This is a genomic window from Dyadobacter sp. HNCC25DJ187, assembly GCF_056895255.1.
The window spans coordinates 2,251,408-2,276,681 of sequence record NZ_JBXHAT010000002.1; the positions used below are offsets into that span (position 1 = coordinate 2,251,408).

A 25,274-nucleotide genomic window follows, 5' to 3' on the forward strand; every position below is an offset into this window, starting at 1 on the left:
CGGCGCGGGTCAAACTAGGTTTTTTATATATAATCCGGGAAGCTGTGATACATCCCGGATTTGATTTAGCTAATGATTGCCTTTGTCAGTTCGTTATTGACAGTCCGCCAGATGCCCAACGGATTGCTACTTTTCAATTCTTCAGGCAGGAATTCGTCCGGCCAGTTCTGGAAACTGAGCGGTCTTACAAATCTTTTGATAGAATCAGAACCTACAGAGGTATATTGAACATTGCTTGATGAGGGAAAAGGTCCGCCGTGATGCATGGCTTTACAAACCTCTACACCTGTCGGGAAGTTATTAAAAATGATTCTCCCGCATTTGCTTTGAATGGTTGCAATCAATTCATCGTTGGCAGCTACATCACCACTTGTTGCAAGCAGCGTGGCTGTAAGTTGTCCATGCAATTTTTCAGTAACAGCGAGCATTTCGGCTTCATCTTTACATTTGATGATCAATGCAAAAGGCCCGAAAACTTCTTCCTGAAGGGAATCATTGATCAGGAAATCTACTCCCAATGCAGTAGCGACCGTTGCTGCTCCGCACCCTTCAGCGGCTTCCGCTTCGGCTACTGCCTCTACCTGTACCCCAGACTGAGATGTCAATTTCTCTTTATTACTAATATATGCTTTTGCAATACCGGCATGTAGCATAGGCGCAGGTACTGCATTTTTAATTTCAGCGCTAAACGTCTCAATGAATTCATCCAGCTCAGGACTTTGCACACCTATGGCCAAACCAGGGTTGGTACAGAACTGTCCGACTCCCAAAGTTAGCGAACCTACATATTGCTTCGCAAGCTCTGATGCGGATGCTTTCAGTTTTTCAGGAAGAATAAAAACAGGATTTACACTTCCCATTTCAGCATATACGGGGATAGGCTCAGGGCGTGCCGCGGCAACATCCATCAAAGCTTTTCCGCCACGGTATGATCCGGTAAAACCTACAGCCTTAATAAGCGGATGACTTACCAATAGTTGAGCTTCCTCATTGGTTTCACAAAAAACATGAGAGAATGTTCCGTCAGGTAAACCACTTTTCTCAACAGCACGCAGAATAGCATCCGCCATGATCTGAGAAGTTTCAGGATGACCCGGATGCGCTTTTACAATCACACTGCACCCCGCAGCAAAAGCTCCGGCTGTATCGCCACCAGCAGTAGAGAATGCAAAAGGAAAATTACTTGCACCGAACACGGTTACAGGCCCAAGCCCCACATTGGTTTTTCTGATATCGGGCTTAGGAGGTGTACGTTCGGCATTGGCAGTATCAATACTGATATCCAGGGAATCTCCTCTTTCAACTGCATCCGCATAACTTCTCCATTGGAAGATCGTTCTGCCTTTCTCTCCAACGAGACGTCCTTCCGGCAAATGTGATTCTCTTTGAGCTGTAGTAATAAGCTCAGGACCCAATGCTTCGATTTCATCCGCAACAGTGCGCATAAAAGCGATTCTTTTTGCCAGACTCAATTTACTGATTGCAGTAAATGCATGCTGAGCTTGTTGTACAATGCTTTCTATTCCTTCTTTTGAAACACTCATACTTTTAAGTTTTTTAATCAAAAATACTCTTGTTATGTAACCTATCGCCATGATACTTAGTTCATGTCCTACGAAGGCTACATAACAAGAATAAATGATATGATCAGCTATAAGCCGACTCAGGAATGCTTATGCTAAAACGTCAGCTGACAGGCTGAGATAGTCAGACAGAACAGGCTGATTTGCAATTGCCTCATCGATAATTGCCAATACCTTTTCTCTTTCTGCACCTTTAAGCACTTTACGCGGAGCCCTTACATATTCAGAACCAATACCTGCCTGTTGTGCAGCCAATTTGATGTTCTGAACCAGTTTTGGATGGATATCAAGTTCCAGCAAAGGCAGATACCAACGGTAAACGCTCAATGCCTCTTTATACTGACCTGCTTTTACCAGATTGAATATCGCAACAGTTTCTTTCGGGAAGGCATCAACCAATCCACCCACAACACCGTCGCAACCCAGCATCACTTCTTCCATGATCAGTGTATCAACACCACAGAAAACTTTGAAGCGATCTCCGAAACGGTTGAAAATACGAGTCACATTGCTCACATCACGGGTTGACTCCTTGATAGCGTGGATATTGGAAATGGTTGCCAGTTCAGCAAACATATCTAAAGTCACTTCAATTTTATAATCAACAGGGTTGTTGTAGATCATGATAGACAAAGGAGTACTTTCAGCAATTGTTCTGAAATACTCTACAGTTTCTTCATCATCTGCTTTGTACCGCATCGGAGGAAGCACCATCAAACCGTCAGCACCAATCGCCTCAGCTCCTTTTGCAATCGCCACGGCAACAGCTGTAGACTGTTCTGCGATACAAAGTACAACGGGCATTCCGGCAGGCAGTACACCTTTTGCAGCTTTTACCAATTCGAATTTCTCGTCTGTTGTAAGTGTGCTGGCTTCTCCAAGAGAACCCGCAATAATTACACCGGAAATTCCCGCCTCAACCTGAGCAAGAAGATTCTTTTCAAACAGAGCGAAATCAATCGTATCCTCAGCTGTAAAAGGAGTTAGCAATGCAGGATACACGCCCTGCCATAGTTCTTTGTTCATATATAAGTTTATTAAGATTATGTACCAAACCGCACATCAAAAGTAATGGAAGGAATATCAGGAAACATTTCTGGTATTAATCAATTATATACCAATTTTAACATAAATGATTTTTACGGTGCTTATTGAATAAATCAGCAAATACAATATACTATAGATACATTATGTAAGAAAAAGAGCAATATCGCAATAAATTATTTGGAGATCACATCAATTAACCCATTCATTATAAATTATCCATCCAATGCGCATAGTGCGAATTTTCTGCAGAAAATGGAGCAACCCGGTCAAATGCACGAAAGAATTTCAATCTTTAACTTAATTAAACATCTTTAAACTCAGTTAAAAGAACCTTAGAAAGACTTATGATTCTTACGTTACTCTACATTTCAAAAAGAGTTGCACGTCACTGAAACCTAATCTGCACTTGCATACCTTTTCATGAAAACAGATTTTAATTCCTAATTTTGAGATTCAACCGAACGAGTATCTCTCGTTTACTTGTTGTAATCCTGAAACCCATTCATTGTAACATTCAAAGTTTATGTCATTTACTCAAAATGAAAATCCAGTCCGTGTATTGGTTGTAGGTTGTGGAAATATGGGCGCTTCACACGCTTTCGCCTACCAACTACTCGACGGATTTGAGATCTGCGGAATCGTATCGACCGGAAAAAGCAAGGAAATACTAAATGAAAAGCTGGGAGGCGGCTATTCTCTTTACAGCGATTATAAAGCGGCACTTCAGGAAACAAAACCTGATGCTGTCTGCATTTCTACTTATCCTGACACCCATGAAGAATTTGCCATTCTGGCATTGGAACATGGTGCGCACGTATTCATCGAAAAACCGCTGGCCGCGACAGTCGAAGGTGCAAAAAAAGTAGTAGAGGCTGCAAAAAAAGCGAACAAACAGGTTGTGGTAGGATATATCTTACGCCATCATCCCTCCTGGGAACGTTTTGTAGCGGAAGCTCAAAATCTTGGAAAGCCGCTGGTAATGCGTATGAACCTTAACCAGCAGAGCCACGGCTATATGTGGGGCGTACACCGTAATCTGATGAAAAGCCTGAGCCCTATCGTAGACTGTGGCGTTCATTATATTGATGTGATGTGCCAGATGACACGTTCAAAACCATTGCGCGTGAATGCCATTGGCGCGAGACTTACAGAAGATATACCGGTAGGCAACTATAACTACGGGCAGCTGCAGATCTGGTTTGAAGATGGTTCTGTAGGATGGTATGAGGCTGGTTGGGGACCTATGATCAGCGAAACGGCTTTTTTTGTCAAGGATGTGATCGGACCGAAAGGATCTGTGTCCATCGTTGCCAAAGATGCCGGTGCTTCGGGCAAGTCTTCTTCTGTGGAAGCACATACCAAAACTGAATCCATCAGAGTACACCACGCAGCACTCAATGATAGGGATGAATTTGTTCACGAAGACACATGGATTAATCTGGAAGATGAGCCGGATCACCAGGAATTATGTAACCGTGAACAGCGCTTCTTTCTGACAGCGATCCGCGAAAATACTGATCTTACGGATCACTTGCAGGATGCTGTTACCAGTCTTCAGATTGCATTTGCTTGTGATGAATCCGTTCGTACAGGGCGCACTGTTGACCTGGTTTAGGTTTAATTATACAACCGTTATTTATAAAAACCTCATGAACGCTTCGTTCATGAGGTTTTTATGTTTTATCTTCACATTGTACCAGATTGTCATTCACTTACAGGTTGTATTTGTAACCGATTTTTATTTTTTCAAACGTTTGCATTAGACTATTGCCAGATATTATTTAAGAATTATTAAGATATTGCTGTAATTTAATATAATATTGCCTTTAAATACCATTGGCTACTTAAAGCCTCTTGAAGGTAATTCTGACTCCACCATAAAAATTTCTTGTACTGAGCAATGCAATTTAGTTTTTCACTAACCAGGTAAAAGGTTTTAGCAATTACAACTTGGACTATTGAAAGTATTAATATAATGTAACTATTCACCTAACCCCATTTGCATGATATAATAATCCGAACTAAGGAGTACCTAATAACAGTCGCCGTTTCGCTTCGTGGCTGTCTTACCAAAAGTACCTAACATACCTTTTTAATAATGGAAAAAACTACTACCCCATCTGGTACCGTCCGATCAGGACGTTTACTTTCAAAATTTGTACCGTTAGCACTGGCATTCGCCGTGACAACACACGCACAGGCCGGTCTGTTTGTTAAATCGGAAAGAATTATAAAAACGATCAATGCGGACCGCACTCTAAAAGGAAGAGTTACAGATAAAAGCAATGGCGAAGGTTTACCAGGCGTAAACGTCGTTGTAAAAGGTACCAGCACTGGTACATCTACTGACGAAAATGGGAACTACACCATCAACGTAGCCGACAACGGTTCCACGCTGGTTTTTAGCTTTGTAGGCTACGTTAGCCAGGAAGTCGCAGTAGGTACAAGAAGTGTTGTTGACATCGCCATCGATGCTGATTCCAAAGCACTAAGTGAAGTGGTTGTGATCGGTTATGGTACAGCGAAAAAATCTGACTTGACAGGTTCTGTTGGTTCCGTGAAGGAGCAAGAACTGAGAGAGCGTCCTGTTCCTTCATTGAACCAGGCCCTTCAGGGTAAAGTATCAGGGGTGCAGGTAAACGTAAACTCTGGTCGCCCGGGTGGACGTTCCAATGTACGTATACGTGGTTTCAGCTCTATTAACTCCTCCAACAACCCATTGTATGTGGTGGATGGTGTGATGTTACCACAGGGTAATCAAAATCAGGCAAGCCAGGCCATCGATTTTATCAACCCCAACGATATCGTATCGGTGGAGGTATTGAAAGATGCTTCATCTACTGCTATTTATGGAGCTCGTGGTGCTAATGGTGTAATCATGATCACCACCAAGAGAGGTAAATCTGGAGAAGGTATCATTACCTACAACCTCGATCTCAGTGTACCCACTGCAGGACCAAAGCGTGCTAAAGTATTAAATGCGCAGCAATATCTGGATACTGAAGATCTTGCATACAAAAATATGCAGAAATATGATCCACAAGGATGGAGCGAAGGAAAATACACAAGCCACAATCCACAATTGCGTCGTCAAAGACTGTTAGACTTGCGCCCAGAGGTCTTCACAAAACGTGCAGATGGTACATTCGCGCCGAATTATGATACCGACTGGTTCAAAGAATCTACTCAAAACAGGGTTTCACAAAACCATCAGCTTGGGTTTAGCGGAGGCAATGAGAAAACAACCTATTCTCTATCACTCGGTTACCGTGATGACCAGGGTCTGATCAAGACTTCCTATCTGAAGCGTTATTCGTCACGTTTCAGTATTGATGATCAGGTAAAAAAATGGTTACGCATTGGTGGAACGCTTAGTTACAACAATCAGGCTGAAAACCTGGTGGATATCAATGACGCCGTACCTCGCCAGATGGTGGAAGATTTCCCTTTCCTGCCTGTGAAATACAACGATGGTGTTTATGCGAATAACCGTGATTACCCTGGTGCAGAAGGATCTTTCAGCTCCGTACACCGTTTGATGGGGCGTAAATACAACCTGAATACACAAACAACATTAGGTAGCCTATACGGAAACATAACGCTGGCAAAAGGTCTCGAATTCCGCTCTGTATTGGGTATCAATGTGATCAATCAGGATATAAATCAGTCCCAAACTCGTTCTTTGACACCAAATGAACTGGGTACTGCCAGAAAAGAAAACAGAAAAGAGGTGTTCTGGTCATGGGAGAACTATATGACCTACAACAAAACATTCGGTATTCATTCCTTCAATGCCCTAGCAGGTATTTCGTGGCAGGAAACGAACATTTCCACCAATGGAGTAGGTTCACAGAACTTCCCGACTGATTATTTTGGATTTGACAACCTGGGTGCGGGAGCAACACTTCCTTCTTCCAATCCTTATGTATCCGGAGCATCACGCTTTGCATTTAATTCTTACTTCGGACGTTTGAATTACACGTTGCTGGAGAAATATCTGTTTACAGTAACAGGTCGTGCGGATGGTTCGTCCAAGTTCGGTAGGGATCATAAATTTGCATTCTTCCCATCGGCGGCTTTTGCATGGAAAGTATCTGACGAGGAATTCCTGAAAAACAATACGCTCATATCCAATCTTAAATTTCGTACAAGTTACGGGGTAACAGGTAACTCAGAAATACCTCCTTATACCTCATTGCCTCTTTTGAGCTCTACTTACGCGGCCATATTCAATGAGACAAGAGTAAGCGGAACTGGTATCAGCGTGTTACCTAATCCGGATCTGAGATGGGAAAAAACAGCGCAAACAGATGCCGGTTTGGAAATTAGTTTTCTGAAAGGAAGAATATCGCTCGAAGCGGACTACTATTATAGAAAAACCACTGACATGCTTCTGGATGCACCAGTACCTCGTACAAGTGGTTATGCTACAATCCGTAAGAACGTAGGCTCCATGGAAAACAAAGGTTTTGAGTTTGCGTTGAATACCGTCAATTTTGAGTCTGCTAAATTTGGCTGGACAAGTAATTTCAATATATCCTTTAACCGTAACAAAGTTTTGTCTCTGGCAACACCAGCAGATATATTCGGAGTGGGTGGACCATCTATCACCAACCAGACAAGTATTTTACGTGTTGGCGAGCCCGTTGGTGCATTCTGGGGACTTACCCGTCTTGGAACATGGAGCACAGCTGAAGCAGAAGCCGCTGCTAAATTCACCAGTTACCGTGGAAACCTGACCATGCTGCCAGGAGACGTAAAATACCTGGATGTAAATGGCGATGGTGTTATTTCTGATGCTGACCGTGGAATTATCGGAAACGGTAGCCCAAAAGGATGGGGAACATTCTCTAACTCCTTGCGTTACGGAAACTTCGACTTGGTACTTGACTTGCAATTTTCTTACGGAAATGATCTGATGGACATGAACCTGCACGCCAGCGAAGACCGCGTACAGCTTGCAAATAGCTACACAACGGTTCTTGACGCCTGGACACCAACCAACCAGAACACTCCTATTGCTGAAATCCGCGATACTAAAGCAGGATATGTAACAAACGTGGATACACGCTGGATCTTTGATGGTTCATTCTTACGGGGACGCAACGTTATCCTGGGCTATTCTTTCCCATCAGAGGTAGCAAGCAAATTGAAGATGAGCAAACTGAGATTATACGTGTCTGCTCAGAACTTCTTCATACTCAGCAAATACCCACATGGTGATCCAGAACAAACGCCTATACGCGGTAATTTTGATACTGAAAACGTATTCTCACAAGGTATGATCTGGCACGGATACCCAAGACCAACTACTTACACAGCTGGTTTACAGGTAGCATTCTAAGATCAGAGTCTTTGTACCATTAATTGACATTGAACATGAAACTATTTAATATAAAAAACGTAACGAAAGCCTTATTGTGCGGAGCCATTCTTCTTGGGCCTTCAAGCTGTAGCGACTTTCTGGATGAGCGTAACCCATCGGCTTTGCAACCAGATGACTTTTTCACACTTCCTGATCATGCGCAATCCGTAGTAAATGCAACCTATGCCGGTTTGCGGTTCTATGGTGAAGGAGCAGGAATTTTCTCAGCTAACTGGCAATTACTGGAAGCAGTAACCGGTACAGCAACTACTCAGACAGGTCAGAACTCAGATTTGAACAACTTGTATTCGTTGACTCATGACGGTAATACGGGTCATGTTAGCAATTGGTGGAATGGGTTGTATAGGATCATTGCCAACGCCAATCTGGGTATTGAAAAAATTCCTGGCATTACCTACCCTACAGCTGATGAACCCGTCAAAACGAGGTTGTTAGGTGAAGCCAGATTTTTGAGAGCGTGGGCTTATTTTTATGTTGTTCGTATGTGGGGGGACGCTCCGCTGATCACAAAGCCTCAGACTACCGAATCAGAAGATTTTAGCCCTAGCAGAGCACCTCAGGAGGAAATCTACAAATTGATCGTAGACGATCTTATTGCAGCAGAAGCAGCAGGTTTACCAGCAACAGCTACAACAGGACGTGTTACCCAAATGGCTGTGAAATCATTGTTGGCAAAGGTATATCTTACGATGGCTGGCTTTCCGCTTAGCAAAGGAGCCTCGCACTATAAACTTGCTGCTGATAAGGCACTGGAAGTAATTACTTATTCAAAAGCGAATCCGAGTGTATTGAACCTCTTCCCATCTTACAAGGAGTTGCGTCAGGAAACTCAGAAAAACCGTGTTGAACACATTTTCCAGATCCAGTACAATAGTGCGGTAGCTCAGTTTCCGTTAAATGACTTTTTCCCGAACTTCCAGCCTGTAACTTTTGCCGGCTCCAGCGGTACCGGAAGTACTGTCCCTACCACATCTTTCTACAACACTTACGACAACAATGATTTGCGTAAGAAAAATCAGGAAGGCTGGTTCTATACATCTTATTTCACCAACGGAACCGGTGCTGAGTTTCAGCTAGGTGGTCCTTTCGTATTCAAATACTTCAACGTTGCAGCCCTAGGAGGTCCTGGTATTACTCCAACCAGAATAAACAACCTGAACGTAAACCTGATACGTTATGCGGAAGTATTGCTAACCTACGCAGAAGCTCAGAATGAAGTGGGTGGTGTAAATCAGGAAGCCTACGATGCCTTTAAAAAGATTCGTGACCGGGCTCAGCTTACCACGCCTGCTATGGGTACTTATACAACAGCCAGTTTCCGTGAAGCAGTTTGGAAAGAGCGTTGGCATGAATTCGCTTACGAGGGTATTACCTGGTTCGACATGGTCCGCCTTCGTAAAGTGTTCAATGAGACTACAAAAGGTTTTGACAATTTTGTAGGACACCGTAACCTGAACGTATCAGGAGGTATACCTCTTTTGGAAAGACACCTTTTATTCCCATTAGGTATTCCTGAAATGAGAAATAATCCTAATCTGAAACCTCAGAATCCGGGTTATCCACAGTAAACTGAAATCACTTACAATGTCAGAGCCAGTCCAGCCTCATCATGAGCAGGACTGGCTCTTTTACTTTCTTTCCATACTTTGTCTTAATTTTGCACAAAAGAAAGCATCTAACGGATCGTGAACATGGCAGACCTCAGACTGAACTCCAATCAAAAAGGACAACTAATTAATCAGTACCGCCTCCTATTTACAGTATCTGTTTTAATTCTGCTGAGTTGCTCTTTTGCTTATGCTCAATCGCTGGTTATTACCAGTCCAGTTAATAATCAGGTAGTTCAAAGGAATTCATCTGATTTCGCTACTATTTCCCTGAGTGGCTACACTTATTATCCATTTTCCCATCTGGAAGCAAAGCTCACTCCTGCTGCCGGGAACATACATTCTGTTGTAACGACCAAGATTGAAAATACGCAAATCAGTCAGGGATTTTTTCATACATCTATAGCCGCCGGATCAGGTTGGTACAAACTTTCAATAACGGGCTTTTCAAATTCCGAAGCGGTGGATTCTGCTATAGTTTCAAAGGTCGGAATTGGAGAAGTTTTTCTGATCGCAGGCAATTCCAATGCGATGGGTCTGCCGGATCTCGGTGCCAAAAGCGGTACAGAAAATGTTATTTCCTTTGATGCTGTCAATAAAGTACTTAATCAAGAGAATATAACTGTTGCAGCTGACGGTCCCATGCCTGCTCCCCAATTCAGTCCTATTGATGCCAAAAACAATATTTTCCCTTCAGGGGAAACTGCATGGTATTGGGGAGAGTTAGGTGAGATGTTATTTCAAAAATCAGGCGTGCCGGTACTTTTTCTGAATGCTTCCTGGGCAGCAGCGAATTCTGAGAATTACAGCGATGGAGCCTCAGGAAAAGATGCTTATAACTTGTATGTAGGCAAATTCTGGCCAAACCGGCAGCCCTATTCCAATATCAAAAATACACTTCGCTATTTCAATTCGTGGTTGGGAATACGAGCGGTACTTTGGGCGCATGGAGAAAATGATGCACAGCTCGGTTTTACTGAAAATGCTTATTTTGATCATATACGTACGGTGATTGAAACAAGCCGAAGAGATGCTGGCTACACAGCTTCATGGATCATGGCACGAAGCTCAGCCAGTTCGACATCTTCACGACCTTATCAACCTATCATCAATGCACAAAACCGATTTTTCACTGACAGTAGCTGGTCGGTATATCCGGGTCCAAATCTGGATAGCGTACAAATTCCAAGGCCGGCTCACGGGCATTTTGAGAATATCGCAGGTGGCGTTAAAGGCCTTACGGATGCTGCAGAAGCCTGGAATACAATGCTCAATGATTCCGTCTTCTCGGAAGTTGAGCCCGTTCAGCCTGGTTACGCTATTCATACAGGTGTAGTTCCTTCGGAAGTGAAAGCTAATTCCCCATTTCTTTTACAATATGCGATTACGGGCAGTAGTGGAAGTATTTTAAATGTACATGCGGAATTACTGAATGAAGACAATAAATATGTAATGACCGTTGCCACGGGGAGTCAGAGTCCGCTTAATGTAATCATTCCCGAAGGACTCAAAAATGGAATTTATAAAATTCGTATTACCGGCTCTTCCCCTGTCTTACCCGGCAGTGTCTCTGACCCTTTTTTTGTACATACCGATCTGGCGGCCAACCAATATGTTAATCACATTCACACCCGTCGTGAAGATAATGGAATACAGATCTCATGGCTCCTAAGTGCAAATACTGAAATCAATAATATCATCCTGCAAAAGACAGCCAACGGGCTCACCTACACGGATATAGCCGATATACCAATTAATAATAACCGGAATACATCCCATCTTTATTCTTACAAAGATTCCGATGTAAGCACGGGTAGTATTTTTTATAGGGTCGTGCTTGAATTAAGTAACGGCATAAAAACTTCATCACCAATATCTACCCTATTTGCAGATGGAAGTACTCCTTATCTGCTCGTATTCCCAAACCCCGTCATTGATCAGACTTTCCGTTTCAGAATTGAGCCGGAGAATGAAATCGTAGAATGTAAACTATATGATGTAAAGGGTAGAGCGTTTATTCTGAATACTAATCAAAGGGAAATGCCGGGCGCCGTGACAGCACGACCGGCTGGTCATATTCCTTCAGGCAACTACATACTTCGGGTGATTACAAATGCAGGCAGTACAGCTCAATCGATTTTCGTCTTATAAACAAACAAAGCCAGCAATCTGATGCCGGCTCTGGTTCTGACAGGGTAAATAATATGCCTTAACTTTCAAACAAATTACCAAGTCCTCCGATTACAGAACCGCCTTCCTTTTTGGCATTTCCACCTCCCGGAGATAATCTCTGGATCAGTTTCGAAATTGGCATAGACTGAATCCAGCAACGACCTGTTCCTCTGAGTGTAGCTAAAAACATTCCCTCTCCACCAAATACCATGGATTTCAGCCCTCCGGATCTTTGAATATCGAAACTCAGAGATTGCTCAAATGCAACTACACAACCTGTATCAATGCGTAAAGTTTCGTTGTTCAGCTGGCGCTCTATGACCACGCCACCAGCATGCACGAATGCCATACCGTCACCTTTCAGTTTCTGAAGTATAAAACCTTCACCTCCAAACAAACCGGATCCGAACCGCTGATTAAAATGGATTTTCATACTGGTACCCATGGCTGCGCATAAAAATCCATCCTTTTGGACGATCAGCTCATTACCATATATCTTGGATAAATCGATGGGCATGACCGTTCCGGGATACGGAGCGGAAAAAGCCACTTTCCGTTTGCCCACTCCCAAATTGGTAAAATGCGTCATGAAAAGCGATTCACCTGTCAGCACCCTTGTGCCTGCCTGAAAAATCTTCCCCATAATGCTCTGGTTCGGCTCTGAGCCATCCCCCATTTTGGTTTCAAACTGAATCCCATCTTCCATAAATAGCATTGCTCCGGCTTCGGCAATTACTGTTTCACGGGGATCCAGTTCAATTTCAACGACCTGAATATCGTCGCCAATGATTTTGTAGTCAATTTCGTGAGAGAACATGTTCTTTTTAAATTAAGGTTTATGAGCATAGCGTTTGGAGCGATGAGCAAGGGGTTAGGGGTAAGGGTAAGTTCACCTTGTTCGCTTTGCCCCAGGCCCCTTGCTCACTCCTCCTCCTCTTCGTTTGTTTTCTTTTTTGACTTTCTAACTTTCCGGCCTGGAATATCTTCGCGGTCACGCAGTTTTTTATCGTCTACATTCTTATTCAGAAATTCATTGATACGATCCATATCAAAGCTGGTTGAAATTTCACCAAATGAATTGATCTGAATATCAAATCCTTCCAGGTCTTTATGAACTCTGGGTTTCTCATCAGCTGCTTTAGCCGAATCTGTTTGTTTTTTCTTAGCCATAATCAAGAGCTTTGGTTTCATTCTTCAGTTTCTACCGAGGACTTTTATACTATTAAAATACACATTTCTATAATAACCGTATACAGAAATAGCTCCAGCAGCTCTTTAATTGATAGTGTGTTGATCAACTATAAAACTAAATTACCGGAGCTATTCCTCACTTTCAAATCAAATTGATTGAACGGTCTTTAAGAAACTATGCCAGGCGAATTTGCGCTGGTAAACGGTCAATAGAGTTATTGAGTCTGCTCAACACCTCATCCTTGCCAAGTATTTCCATGATCACCATCAGATCAGGTCCTGCACCTGCACCAGTCACTGCAAGTCTGAGTGCCTGCATGACCTTACCCATCTTCACACCGATGGATTCCATCGTCGCAGACAGTACAGATTTAATATTATCTGCAGCAAAATCTCCTTCAAAAGCACTTAGGGCATCCTTAAAAGCAGAAATCGCATTTACAGCCTCCTCATTCCATTTTTTAAGAACTACATCTTGATCATAATCCTGGGGAGCATTGAAAAGGAATACCGATTCGTCTGCTATTTCCCTCACAAAATGTACCCGATCTTTAAGTAAATGTACGATTTGAACCAACTGCTCATCTGTCACCGAAATTTCTTTCTCGGCAAAAAATGGTTTCACTTGCTCAATAATAGAAGCATCATCCTGTAATTTAAGATATTGCTGATTGAACCAGTTTGCCTTTTGTATATCAAATCTTGCTCCTGCTTTGTGTACTCTTTCAAAGCTGAAAGCTTGTATCAGTTGTTCCATGTTGAACATTTCCTGCTCAGTACCAGCATTCCAACCCAGTAAGGCCAGGAAGTTAGCAGTGGCTTCCGGGGAATATCCTTCTTCCCGGAAACCTTTCGCTTTATCACCTGTATTGGGATCCGTCCATTCCAGCGGAAAAATCGGGAAGCCGCCCAAATCGGCGTCACGTTTGGAAAGCTTTCCGTTGCCGTCAGGTTTGAGCAATAGCGGTAGATGCGCAAACTGAGGCATTGTACTCTCCCAACCCAGGTAACGGTAAAGTAACACATGCAGCGGAGCCGACGGAAGCCACTCTTCACCACGGATCACATGTGTAATTCCCATCAAATGGTCATCTACGATGTTAGCCAGATGATAGGTAGGCATACCATCCGATTTCAGTAAAACCTTATCGTCGATCTGTGAAGAATGAACAACCACCCATCCACGGATCAGATCATTAAAACGAATGTCCTCCTTCGGCATGATCTTCATTCTGATCACGTAAGCCTCGCCACTATCCAGCCTTGACTGTGTTTCTTCGGCAGAAAGCGTCAGGGAGTTTTTCATCTCCTGACGTGTAATCGCATTATATTGTACTGCAGCCACTTTCGCTTCTTCAAGTCGCTTACGCATTACATCCAGATCTTCGGCAGTATCGAAGGCATAATATGCTTTGCCTTCTTTTACTAGTCTTTCTGCATACTCACGGTACATTTCTTTTCTTTCCGACTGACGGTACGGCGCATGCGGACCACCGGTTTGAGGTCCTTCATCTATCGTAATTCCCAGCCATTCCAGGGCTTCAAGTATGTATGCCTCTGCACCTGGAACATATCTGTTCTGATCGGTATCTTCGATACGCAACAGCATCTGTCCTCCCTGCTGACGGGCAAACAGATAATTATAAAGAGCAGTACGAACACCACCCGCATGAAGTGGGCCGGTAGGACTGGGAGCAAATCGCACCCTCACTGGTAACTTATTCATTATTTGAACTTTAACTTAAAAATACCTTATATGTATTGGTCAGGGATTGGCAATGGTAGTCAGTTGTTGTCATGACCAATACCTGACTATTCCACTACTCCACCGCAATCACAGAAATCTCAACATTAACATCTTTTGGAAGACGGGATACCTGAACTGTTTCACGTGCAGGAGGATCATTTTTGAAAAAGCTCCCGTAAATTTCGTTCACTGCCGCGAAGTCATTCATGTCTTTCAGAAAAATACTGGATTTTACAATATGACCGAAACCAAGCCCTGCTGCACCAAGAATGTGTCCAATGTTTTGCATTACTACACCAGCTTCCGCTTTAATATCTCCTGATTGTGCCAGCTCAGCAGCAATCTGACCTGATACATACAGTGTACCATTCACTTTTACTGCCTGACTGTATGGTCCGATCGGTGCAGGTGCCTTATCTGAAAAAATGATTTCTTTTGCCATGAAAATAATGATGAATGCAGGAATATTTATGTAGCACTAAAATCGCGTACACAAGCATTCTCTGCAAGTGATTTAATCCTGCAAAAGTATCAAAAAAATATCGGATGAGGGTTGCCCTACACCACTTCAAACAAGGCTTTTAATTCAGTAGCATCCGATGGATTCATACGCCCGCCCAAAACCAAGCGGAGTTGCCTGCGGCGGAGCGCACTGATATACAATTCCTTTTCTTCGTCGGACTGAGGTTCAAGAGCTGAAACCTCTATAGGCCGACCATTCTGATCTACCGCAACGAAAGTATAAAATGCCTGGTTCGTACTCACGCGAATTCCTGCCGGTACGTCTTCTGCCCAGACTTCGAGATGTACTTCCATTGAAGAATTGAATGACCGGGTTACCTTGGCTTTCATTGTCACAATGTTACCCAGGCGAATAGGCTCTTTAAAAGAAACATTGTCGACGGATGCGGTCACAACAATCCTGTTCGAATGCCTTTGTGCAGAAATAGCCGCGCAAATATCCATCCAATGCAGCAAACGCCCTCCCATCAGATTATTCAATGTATTGGTATCATTGGGAAGCACCATTTCAGTCATGATTACTTCGGATTCCTGCGGGTATTTCAATTTAGGCATAAATGTTATTTTTTGATACAATCTAAAACTTAGGGCATCGTGTTTTCTTTCTCTCTTTTGCTTGCATTCTTGTTCCGATCAGATAAGTTGCCCTGAACTGCAGAAACGAGTAGATATCATTCATGTCACCAACTCCTCTGTGCCAGCCGGCTTCTTTTGGGGGAAGACCTATTTCTGCGGATCTGTCAGCAAGCTCCCTTGAAAGATCACTTGGCAGATCATCCGGATTTGCATATTTACCGCCCACGTCATCCAGATAATCGGAAAACATAAAATTAGCATTCAATTCCACACCAAGACTCAGCCTTTCAAATGCCTGGAACATAATGCCACCTCCACCGGTAATAGATAGCGGAACACGGCTGTACTTCACTCCTTCTGTGGTAAGTGGTGGCAAACTATACCAGGTTCCGTCTTTTTCAGTTTTTGTATTCAGATAAGTGGCTGTAACGCCCAGAATAAGATACGGATTTACTTTTGGTCGGCGGTTAAATGCAATCAGATCAGCCTGAACCGCCAGACTTAAATCGGGATTTCGAGCCCGAAAAGAAAGGTTATCATTGTAAAATTTAGCATTACTCTGATGACCTGAAACCTGAAAAAAACGAACCTCTCCCCGGGCACTGAAATGCTCTGTAACCCGGTACAATGCTCCTGCAGAAATCGCAGGCCCCAAACCTTTGAGAACAGGTTTATCATTTAAATCTCCATAATAGTACGCTGCACCCAAACCTCCGGTGAGACTTAATACACCAAAAGGCGATATATATTTTCCATTAAACTGATTTCGTTTCTGAGCCAGCGTTTCAGAGCAAAATATGCTGACCGATCCCCAAATAAGTAGTGTATGTAGTAAGATTTTCATTAAGCTGAATTTACAGGTTCTCAATCTTTGGCAATTATTTGAAATTGAGAAGGGAGATTACGTCCGTAAATATATTACTCTTCAAATAACATACCGCTTTTTGTGCCAATTTCAAAAAAGAAAAAGCCGGTAGAAACTACCGGCCCAAACCGTAACTGATATATACCCTTTCAGAAACTTCACTTATTCTCTTTTCACAGAGCTGGCTCCTGATGTACTTGCATGCACATTCTTCACCTTTCCGGAATATTTGATACTACTGGCTCCGCTTGCTTCTGCGCGCAGTGCGTTATCAGCAACTACGGCAGCACTGCTGGCTCCCGACGCTTCGAGATTTACTTCTTTCGATTGAAAGTCGCGTCCTCTGAAAGAAGATGCACCGGATACTTCACCATTCAGAACATCGGTATGGCCTGTCAGTGTAAGAGAAGACGCACCCGACAGATCAATTGAGGCTTTCTGAGAGATCAGCTCCATATTTACCTTCGAAGCACCTGACACTTCGATCGCCATATTCGTCACTCCCGAAAACTTTGCCACGTTGGCCTGACTTGCACCTGAAAAATCAACCCCCTGTAAAGACGGCATGGTGATGCTTACATTGACAGTTTTCCGGTTCTTGCTCCAGTTATTGCTCTTGTAACCCAATCGTAATACACCGCCTGTAACCTTTGCTTCCAGATCATTTAAGTCTTCACTTCTTCCCGTTGTATTTACACTGAAATTGCTTCCCTGTTTTACTTCTATTTTAAAAGCACTACCCATGGATAACTTGTTAAAACCCGAGACCTGGAAGTTGCGACTGTCCTGTGCATACACACTAACTGATAGCAGAATGGCTAAAAAACCGGTGAATATTAGTCCTTTCATGACTTATTGATTTATGATGAATATAGTCCAAAGATGTAATGACAGATACCGAAGTTGCATCAAACTCGATTATTTCTTCAGTGCAGATTATTCCTGAACACTTATTTTACTTGCACCACTGGTACTTTTTCTGATATCACGGATTGTTCCCAACTGTGCCTTCGAAGCACCGGATGCATCCACGTCGGCTCTTGCTATCTGCATACCGGTAGCATCCAATTTGCAAGCACCAGACAAATCCAGATTTGCCGATTCAGCCTTACCTCTCAACGTTGCCTTAGAAGCTCCCGACAAATCCATTGTCAGCTCTTTAACTGTGACATCAAGCTCTGTTTTAGACGCTCCTGAAATAGAAATGTTCAATTTATTGAGATTATCAAAGCCTGAAACCCTTGCTTTGTTTGCACCTGACAATGAAAGCTCTTCCACTGTAGGCATGGTAATCACAATACCGATTCTATTCCATTTTTTATTATCAAACAGATTAAACCCGGACTTACGTTTTACAACCAATGTTCCGTTTTCAACTTTAACAGTCAAATCTTCAACATCACTTTCCTCGCCGTCAGCAGACACTTTGAATTCGTCACCACGGCGCACGCTGATCGCATAAGCACCTCCCATATCAATTTTCCGGAAATCAGGAACGGAAAATTGCTTGACGTATTCTCCCCGTTGTCCCAGATTCAGGTCTTCATCCTCATTTCCAAAAGAAGAGTAATCCTGACCTTCTTCTTCCCTGCTTTCATTTTTCCGGATAAATTGCTCCGGCAAATTGACACAAACCAATCCTGAATCACGCTTTACGACCCAGCGTAATGAGCTCCAGTTTACATCATCATTATGTAATTCGTAGCTATCGAGATGATTGTAATTATTATTGTAGTGCGAAACAGCATACCAGAAATTACGTGTGATTGCGAAAGGTTTGTCATAAGGAACATATAATGTTATGTCAATACGCTGGTTCCGCAAAAATCCTGATTTTCCAATAGCGGGTCCTTCGTGGAAATAGAACACAGAGTCATTTTTAATCTCCACATCATAGCTGATTTTTGAAGCATTTTTCTCTGCCTCTTCGCGGTTACGACCTCTTGCAGAAATTGTCTTTTCAATTTTCAGACTATCCGTTTCTGCCATTCCAGCCAGATTGATATTCAAATCTATATTTTCATCCGGATCGGTATCGTCCTGGTCCAGTGTGAGTAAACCTACAGGCACCGCTCGATAGCTTATTTCTGTATACTCACCTCTTTTAGCATAATTACGCTGAAATGCAATTCCCTGAATGGTACTGATCACAATACCTACGATCCATAATCCCAATAAAGTCAGCCAAACTGAACTACCCACAATTCTTTTATTGGAAAGAAGCGTTAAGCCAAGCAACAAAATAGTTACCATAGGAACGGCAGTTACAAGAATACCTGAAAATACCAGACTTGTTGGAAATTCCTGGAATATCATGATTGGAGCTGGCATACCTTCAAACGCATCCACACTCGTAAGACCCATTATTACAGCCCCGCTGATAACGAGAAAAAGCAGAGACAATGCAGCAATACCTACCAGTATCACCCCAATCAAAATCCGAAGAACAGGCCCTATACCTTTAAGTAACTTCCCCAATGCTCCGATTACCAACGCTATGGCACGAAAGGGAAAGAGTAAAAGCTTCGTAACTCCGTTTTCCTCACCACCCTTCTCCTCCAGATTCAGACTTTGCTTGATATTCGACTCTATATTGGATAGCGTAATGGGTTCTCCCTGCATCTCCATTTTTTCTGTGAGGGTATTTGCAACCGGTGCAATGACCCATAGCACGATGTAGGCCAGTACGCCAGTTCCAAATAAGAAAATAGACAGTACCCATACGAAGCGTACCACGCCCAGATCAACTCCAAAATAGGAAGCTACTCCAGCAGCTACACCTCCTACAACCTTGCGATCCGGATCACGGTAAAATTTCTTGATTTTAGTATCTTCTTCGAGCACAACAGATCCCGGAAAAGCGATCCACATGGCAATATAAATGATCACGCTGAGGCCGGACAATGGACCAAAGAAATCTTCCATATTCAGGTTCATGATACCCTGTAGCGGAAGGAAACCGACCACCATCATCAGAAATACCAACCGCACCCAAAGCGGATCAATAGTGAAATAATGCGCCAGACCTGCCGCCACACCTCCTATTAGTTTCCGACGCAGATCGCGGTACAATTTTCGTGGACCTGTAGTCTTGGCTGGTTCAGCAGCCGGAGCGGAATAAGCTGCATCAAATTGCTGCTCAGCACTGCTCTTCGGTGCAGCCGATGTAAGCGGTTCAGAAATAAGATCTTCCGATTGCTCAATGGCTTCAAAGTCTGCAACCGTTCCCATTGCAGCAATCAGTTCCTCCACGTCGGTCAATGAAATAACCTGCTTGGAGTCTATCTTTTGTTTATTCAAAAATCGCTCTGCTACCCTGCCCTCTATGTCTGCAAGAATTTCAGTGCTGTCTTCAAAAGATGAAAAGTACTTTTGTATTGACGAAAGATACCCTTTTAGCTTTTCGTAGCCATCTTCTTCGATGTGAAAAATGACGCCACCTATATTTATGCTAATTGTCTTTTTCATGATTGTATAAATCGAATGTCTTTGTTAATCAGTTAGGAGTGGATGAGCCTTTTTTCTCTAATTCTTCACTACGGCGGATCACCGTCTGTACAGAATCAGCCAGCTCAAACCATGTTGCCTGCATGGCATCCAAAAATACTTTCCCCTCTTCCGTCAAAACATAGTATTTTCTCGGTGGCCCCGAAGATGACTCCACCCATTTGTAATCCAGCCAACCCGAATTCTTCAGCCGCGTAAGTAACGGATACAACGTTCCTTCCACAACCATAATCCGTGCGGAAGTCAGTTCATCCAGCATATCAGAAGCATATACTTCGCCTCGTGATATGATGTGCAGGATGCAGAACTCCAGAATCCCTTTCCGCATCTGCACTTGGGCATTTTCAATATTCATATTGGGTTCATGTGTTGATTAATGATTTTTATTTCATGGCTAATAGATAAGATTTTCACTTTCTATACAACAAAGGTATACACAGGTACTTTGCGATGCAAGGTACTATGCTAAAATTATTTTTCATCTATGATGAACGGCTCATAATCAGCTATGACCGGTATAGTTCTGTGATCATTTAGAATTTTGATTCAATTGGATTATATTTTCAAAAAAATTCATCCTGACTGAAACTGATTTTGGAACAACTACCTGCACTTTACCTGATTGCGGCCATGAGTGAAAACCATGTTATCGGCAAACAAAACAGCTTACCGTGGCATCTGCCCGATGAGTGGAAAAACTTCCGAAAAGTAACAGATGGAAGTGCTTTTTTAATGGGCCGGACAAGTTACGAAGCGCCGGATGCTTTACATTCCACATATAGAAATGTGGTACTCTCCAACCACGGGGATCATACCGACCACGGCCATACACAGTATGCTCCTGATATGGATCAGGCATTGGCGTTACTTTCGGATGAAAATGAAGTATTTGTACTTGGAGGAGCATCCGTATTTGAACAAATGATATCAAAGGCACAAAAGCTTTTCCTCACAATCGTTCATGCCCATATAGAAGGTGACGCATTTTTCCCAACGGTAAGTCTGGCAGACTGGGAAATACAATCCTCCGAATACCACGGCATTGACGAAGAACATGAATACGCTTTTTCGATGAATGTATATGTACGGAAGGTCGCAGATAACACCGAAGAGGACAGCCGGTAATTCATTGGCCGGCTGTCTGTTTGTTTTTTCAATCCTGCTTTCATTTGTATTTACCGGCCAGAATATATCAGCACAAACCTGGCTTAATCCTTCTCAAACATACGTCAAACTAGCAGTCTCAAAACGCGATTTTCACTTTGTTACCGGACGGCAACTCAGTGCGGCGGGTCTTTCAATTGAAAAAATAAAACCCGGCTCAATTCAAATTTTCCGAAGAAAGGAAGAGGTGGCTATTGAGGTACAGAGCAAAAGAGAGGATCATTTGGATGACCAGAGTATAATCTCATTTTTTGGGGAAGGAAATGACGGTTTGTCCGATTCGGTTTTATTCGTTCATCCCAAAGCCATGCCACTTGGCAGCTATCCACTTTATTCTGATACAGCACATTACTTTCTCACCTGGAGTAACGACGCTCAGGAGGGCAAAAGAATAATTCCTGCCCCGTCATCTTTCATCATTACCGATACGCTGGATTACCATTTGGAAGAAAAGGAAATGATTTTCAACAGTCAGTATCAAACAGGTAGTTTCTATCCTTCGGGCACTGGTTTCAGTGATGGAATGGCCATCACCGCTTATGATATTGGAGAAGGCTGGACCGGCCCAACACTCATAAACACTTGGCAAAACGTGGACATAAACACAGTAAACCTACGTCCTGAGCTAATTGAAAAATGTGAGATTCTGGTTACTATGGTTGGTCGGGCACAAGGGACAAATGTGCTTGAGCTATTTACAGGAACTTCCCAAAGCCCGGGAAGAAAAATAACATCAGTTACACTTACAGACCATCAACCCGTAACATTTCGATTTCAGTTTCGTCAGGAAGATCTGAAAAAAGCCCTGCTCCCTGGTAACAAACTATCCATATCTTTTCACAGTGTTGCCGGAGCTGGTTCTGTATCTTATGTCAAATGGCAATATCCACAACAGGCACAACTTCCTCCTTCCAACAATACCAAATCTTTTCATTTTGATCCGACTACAAAAAATACGTTTTTAAAAACAGGAAATACATCTGGTTGGAAATTTTACAATGTCACTGAACCATCCAATGTCAGAACGGTAATTTCAACACCAACTGGCATTCCAATTGCCGGCGCACAACATATCATTGCGGTGCGACAAAACCTGAAAGTCCAACATGTAGCCTCAGTTCATCATCTGCCTTCTGATCTAACAGCAGCCGAATATCTGATTCTTACGCACCCCATTGTGCGGCAAACGAAAGAAGGCATTGATCCGGCAAAAGCCTATGCGGAATATCGTTCATCGCCAAAAGGTGGCGCATACGAAACAGCTATTGTAAATATTCAGGATGTATACGATCATTTCAACAGCGGGGAAGCCGGACCGGCAGGCATCAGAAATATGATAGCATATCTTACAAGTCAGGGTAATCTAAAATTTCTGATGATCATAGGACGCTCTGTCGATCCGCAAACTTCGCGAAAAACTACCGATCCAAATCGAAAAGACCTGATCCCAAATGCTGGCTGGCCCGGATCAGATCTCGCACTGGCTACACAGATAGACAGCATATCTCCGGATATTCCGGTAGTTGCTATTGGAAGAATCAATGCATCCACAGCCGACGAGGTAGCTATTTATTTACAAAAAGTAAAACAAATGGAAGCAGAACCATCCTCCGCTTCCTGGCGAAAAAGAGTAGTACATCTGAGTGGCGGTCGCACTTATAAAGAAATAGACGCATTTAGCAGCTACATGCAGACTTTCAGTGAAACGATCACTACTTCGCACCTGGCAGCACAGGTAGAAAGCAAAACCAAAACAACAGAAGATCCGGTAGAGCAATTACCAATTCATGAAACTCTAAATAAGGGAGTTGCTTTGGTAACACTTTTCGGTCATTCCGGAATAGACATAACAGATGTTGATATCGGATACATCTCAGATTCAAGTCGTAATTATCAAAACAAACCATTTTACCCGGCAGTCATTGCTAATGGATGCGCATCGGGCAGTATCTTTTATTCTGACAAAACGATTAGTTCAGACTGGATCTTTACTCCCGATAAGGGGGCGGTTCTGTTTCTGGCGCATACGTTTAATGGAAGCTCCTCAGCCTTGAAAAATTATAGTGCTTCAATCTATAAAGTAATGGCTGACACAGCTTTTAGCAATAAACCTTTCGGAACTATACAGCTGGAAGCCATTAGAAGAAATCTGCAGACACACAGTACATTGTCTGATATGATCACTTCTCAACAAATGAACTTGCATGGCGATCCTGCTATTCGCATTTTTCCTGCTTCACTGCCAGATTACACTTTCGATTCATCTGCCATTCGGCTGTCGGATAAATATGGTGGCGCTCTGTCAACCTGGAGTGATTCACTAGGTATTCGTCTGACTATAAAAAACAATGGAAGATATAATAAGGAACCTTATCAATTAACAATTTCGGATAGTAGCAAACAGATACTTTTCAGCGAACTCAGAAATGCGGTTGCTATAGCTGATACGCTTACCATTCAGATTAAAAACCCTCACAATAAACCAGGACAGCTTATTCTGAATGCAGAGATTGATCCCGACCACAAGCTGAGGGAGGAATCAAAAACAAACAATAATTTTCGGATTATTCAGGTGATCCGCGAAGGCGGCGTGTTTCCTGTGTTACCCGTTTCAGAATTTAAAACAGGCAGTAAAATAATTGAACTCGTTGCACAGATTGCCCCGGATATTAATACAAACAATATTGTATTTGAATGGGATTCAACTTCCACATTTATCTCTCCACGAAAACAAATTGTACCTGCTGATCAATGGCTGGCAAAAATGCACATGAGCATTCCGGACGGGTATAGTAATGTTTACTGGCGTGTTTACATTCCGGAATATCCCGACCGGCCATCTGTAAGTCATCGAATTATTTTCAATCCCGATTACTCAGACTTTCCCGGCTTGCCGGAAGGAATTGCATTTGCGGTCACAGATCAAAATATGCACCTGCTGGAAGGTGATTCCATTCGTTGCAAAGCCATATTCCGGAACATTACAGGCATTTCATTTACTGATTCCATAAGTGTAAAAGTAGTACACCATTCTCCCGCAGGTATCAGTACAACTTTGCAAAATATTGCACCTGTAGGTGGATATCAAGAGAGTCATTTCAGTATAACAATGCCCACCAATGCCGCATCCGGACAGCATCGCATTGTGATTCATTTTAATCAGACTAACCTTCCCGAAACCCATCTGCACAATAATGTATTACAGTTTTCCTATACGGTTATTGCTGATCTGACACCTCCACTCCTATTTGTCACCATTGATGGCCGAATGATTACCGACGGGGAGGATGTATCTGCTTCGCCTCAGCTCAAAATTACACTTCAGGACGAAAATCCTTTTCTGTTTATGACTGATACTACGGGTATAGCTGTATATCTCAAAGAAAATTGCACACACTGTATTGAAAAAAGAATTTGGCTGAAAAATGCAGCTATTCAATCTGGTCCGGCGAATCAGCTCAACATTATGATGAGTGATCTTCCTGCTTTATCGCCAGGCCATTATCAATTGCGGATACTAGGCCACGATCGGAGTAAGAACAGAACTCCGGAATACCAGATCAATTTTAAAGTATCCGGGACAGTATTGGTAAAGTCTCTGAATGTTGCTCCTAATCCATCACGAACGTTTTTCAGGTTTCAGTTTCTGAGTCAGGGCTCTTTCTCCCCCCAAAAACTTGTTATTGTAATTACTGATATTTACGGAAGAATTATTGTCAGAAAACTCCATCAACTCCAACCGGGTATCAGCGAATCAATTTGGGAACCGGCAAATTTACAGTCCGGAATTTACTTTTACAGACTTGATAAATCTTCCGGAGAAACAGCTATTCCATTTTCACCAGATGTGAACCGGAGCGGGAAACTCATCCTGAAACGATAAAGATCACTTTCTTTCCGTAAATCT

17 protein-coding genes are annotated in these 25,274 nt (G+C 42.9%); 6 read left to right on the forward strand and 11 right to left on the reverse strand.

From position 1 onward, the window contains the following. Positions 1–65 precede the first annotated feature (65 nt). Positions 66–1,544, reverse strand: a complete 1,479-nt coding sequence (locus tag AC1XUE_RS20255) for an aldehyde dehydrogenase (NADP(+)) (RefSeq protein ID WP_483357801.1) — start codon at positions 1,542–1,544, stop codon at positions 66–68. Between the two features lie 129 nt (positions 1,545–1,673). Further along, positions 1,674–2,609, reverse strand: a complete 936-nt coding sequence (locus tag AC1XUE_RS20260) for a dihydrodipicolinate synthase family protein (RefSeq protein WP_483357802.1) — start codon at positions 2,607–2,609, stop codon at positions 1,674–1,676. Between the two features lie 544 nt (positions 2,610–3,153). On the opposite strand from AC1XUE_RS20260, the gene AC1XUE_RS20265 reads away from it, so the two are divergent. The 4 genes from AC1XUE_RS20265 to AC1XUE_RS20280 all read left to right on the forward strand — a co-directional run bounded on the left by AC1XUE_RS20265 (position 3,154) and on the right by AC1XUE_RS20280 (position 11,774). Next, positions 3,154–4,245, forward strand: coding sequence for a Gfo/Idh/MocA family protein (locus AC1XUE_RS20265; RefSeq protein ID WP_483357803.1), 1,092 nt, complete (start codon positions 3,154–3,156; stop codon positions 4,243–4,245). Positions 4,246–4,728: 483 nt separating this feature from the next. Further along, the gene (locus AC1XUE_RS20270) at positions 4,729–7,974 is read left to right on the forward strand and encodes a SusC/RagA family TonB-linked outer membrane protein (protein ID WP_483357804.1); all 3,246 of its coding nucleotides are present in this window, start codon (positions 4,729–4,731) and stop codon (positions 7,972–7,974) included. Between the two features lie 35 nt (positions 7,975–8,009). Then, complete coding sequence (locus AC1XUE_RS20275; RefSeq protein ID WP_483357805.1) at positions 8,010–9,584, forward strand: RagB/SusD family nutrient uptake outer membrane protein; 1,575 nt, start codon at positions 8,010–8,012, stop codon at positions 9,582–9,584. 123 nt (positions 9,585–9,707) lie between these two features. Then, positions 9,708–11,774, forward strand: coding sequence for a T9SS type A sorting domain-containing protein (locus tag AC1XUE_RS20280; protein ID WP_483357806.1), 2,067 nt, complete (start codon positions 9,708–9,710; stop codon positions 11,772–11,774). Between the two features lie 58 nt (positions 11,775–11,832). On the opposite strand, the gene AC1XUE_RS20285 is transcribed toward AC1XUE_RS20280, so the two are convergent. The 9 genes from AC1XUE_RS20285 to AC1XUE_RS20325 all read right to left on the reverse strand — a co-directional run bounded on the left by AC1XUE_RS20285 (position 11,833) and on the right by AC1XUE_RS20325 (position 20,558). Further along, entirely contained in the window at positions 11,833–12,612 is a 780-nt protein-coding gene (locus AC1XUE_RS20285) for a TIGR00266 family protein (protein WP_483357807.1), read from the reverse strand. A 104-nt stretch (positions 12,613–12,716) separates the two neighbouring features. Continuing rightward, a complete protein-coding gene (locus tag AC1XUE_RS20290) occupies positions 12,717–12,965 on the reverse strand; it encodes a hypothetical protein (protein WP_483357808.1) in 249 nt (82 codons plus the stop codon). A 196-nt stretch (positions 12,966–13,161) separates the two neighbouring features. After that, positions 13,162–14,712, reverse strand: a complete 1,551-nt coding sequence (gene gltX, locus AC1XUE_RS20295; RefSeq protein WP_483357809.1) for a glutamate--tRNA ligase — start codon at positions 14,710–14,712, stop codon at positions 13,162–13,164. A 94-nt stretch (positions 14,713–14,806) separates the two neighbouring features. Continuing rightward, positions 14,807–15,175 (reverse strand): Rid family detoxifying hydrolase, encoded by a 369-nt coding sequence (locus tag AC1XUE_RS20300; RefSeq protein WP_483357810.1) that lies wholly within the window; start codon positions 15,173–15,175, stop codon positions 14,807–14,809. Positions 15,176–15,291: 116 nt separating this feature from the next. Further along, the gene (locus tag AC1XUE_RS20305; RefSeq protein ID WP_483357811.1) at positions 15,292–15,810 is read right to left on the reverse strand and encodes an acyl-CoA thioesterase; all 519 of its coding nucleotides are present in this window, start codon (positions 15,808–15,810) and stop codon (positions 15,292–15,294) included. A 22-nt stretch (positions 15,811–15,832) separates the two neighbouring features. After that, entirely contained in the window at positions 15,833–16,675 is an 843-nt protein-coding gene (locus tag AC1XUE_RS20310; RefSeq protein ID WP_483357812.1) for an outer membrane beta-barrel protein, read from the reverse strand. A 183-nt stretch (positions 16,676–16,858) separates the two neighbouring features. Beyond that, positions 16,859–17,545: a head GIN domain-containing protein gene (locus AC1XUE_RS20315; protein ID WP_483357813.1), complete on the reverse strand. Its 687-nt coding sequence runs from the start codon at positions 17,543–17,545 to the stop codon at positions 16,859–16,861. 87 nt (positions 17,546–17,632) lie between these two features. Continuing rightward, the gene (locus AC1XUE_RS20320) at positions 17,633–20,164 is read right to left on the reverse strand and encodes a PspC domain-containing protein (protein ID WP_483357814.1); all 2,532 of its coding nucleotides are present in this window, start codon (positions 20,162–20,164) and stop codon (positions 17,633–17,635) included. 28 nt (positions 20,165–20,192) lie between these two features. After that, positions 20,193–20,558 (reverse strand): PadR family transcriptional regulator, encoded by a 366-nt coding sequence (locus AC1XUE_RS20325; protein ID WP_483357815.1) that lies wholly within the window; start codon positions 20,556–20,558, stop codon positions 20,193–20,195. A 239-nt stretch (positions 20,559–20,797) separates the two neighbouring features. Between AC1XUE_RS20325 and AC1XUE_RS20330 the strand changes: the two genes are divergently transcribed. Continuing rightward, positions 20,798–21,328 (forward strand): dihydrofolate reductase, encoded by a 531-nt coding sequence (locus AC1XUE_RS20330; protein WP_483357816.1) that lies wholly within the window; start codon positions 20,798–20,800, stop codon positions 21,326–21,328. Further along, positions 21,285–25,250 (forward strand): putative type IX secretion system sortase PorU2, encoded by a 3,966-nt coding sequence (porU2, locus tag AC1XUE_RS20335; protein ID WP_483357817.1) that lies wholly within the window; start codon positions 21,285–21,287, stop codon positions 25,248–25,250. Before AC1XUE_RS20330 ends, porU2 begins: the two co-directional genes overlap by 44 nt. The last annotated feature ends 24 nt before the right edge of the window (positions 25,251–25,274 follow it).